Genomic DNA, 691 nt, shown 5'->3' on the forward strand with positions numbered 1-691 from the left:
AAATAGAATGATAAGTAGTATTAAATTATTTTTTGTAAATTTCAATATCTTGAGATTTTGGAGAATCTTCCAATTTATATCTTGGCTCATCCTTTCCTAATTTTGAATTAATTTCATTAATTTCCTCTTCTCTTTCATTGCTTTTTTGCTTGATATATTCTTTAAGGTCTATTTTTTTTGATTTTTTTATCCAATCAACCTTCTTTGAAAAATTTACATTACTTGATTTTAGATTAATTTTTTTGACTTTAATGTGAAAAACTTTATCTGCATCATAAATTTCTAATATTAAACCTGGTAAACCGTAAAATTTTGCTGGACCCGTTGTAGTAGCTATTTCTTCAGCGTACCAAGCAGTATAATTCCTGCCTCTAAAAGAAGTAGTTGCTTTTTTACAATTATAACTCCCAATTTTTTTTGTTTCTTTGTTTAGTTTCCAGTTAAAATTTATTTCTTCTTCTTTAACAACAACGTCTCTATTCGCAATTAAATCTTTAAAAATTACTTCTTTATTTTTTCTGTAAACAAATTTCATTCTTTCAGAAGTTGGGTATATTTTCCTTACTGTTGTAATTCCTTCCTCATCATCTTTTCTCTCTTCTGTATTTGTTTTAGATTCAAATACTTGGTCATATAAAGATTCATTTTTATTTATTTGTAATTTATAATTATGATTTAATGTACTATAATT

At 24.7% G+C, this 691-nt stretch carries 1 protein-coding gene; it reads right to left on the minus strand.

The annotated features are described in order from the left end of the window. Positions 1–25: 25 nt before the first annotated feature. The coding region (locus DIU01_RS00265) for a GLPGLI family protein (protein ID WP_290831264.1) at positions 26–691 on the minus strand (666 nt) is incomplete at its 5' end.

The sequence above is a fragment of the Flavobacterium sp. genome, from assembly GCF_003525665.1.
GTDB lineage: Bacteria > Bacteroidota > Bacteroidia > Flavobacteriales > Flavobacteriaceae > Flavobacterium.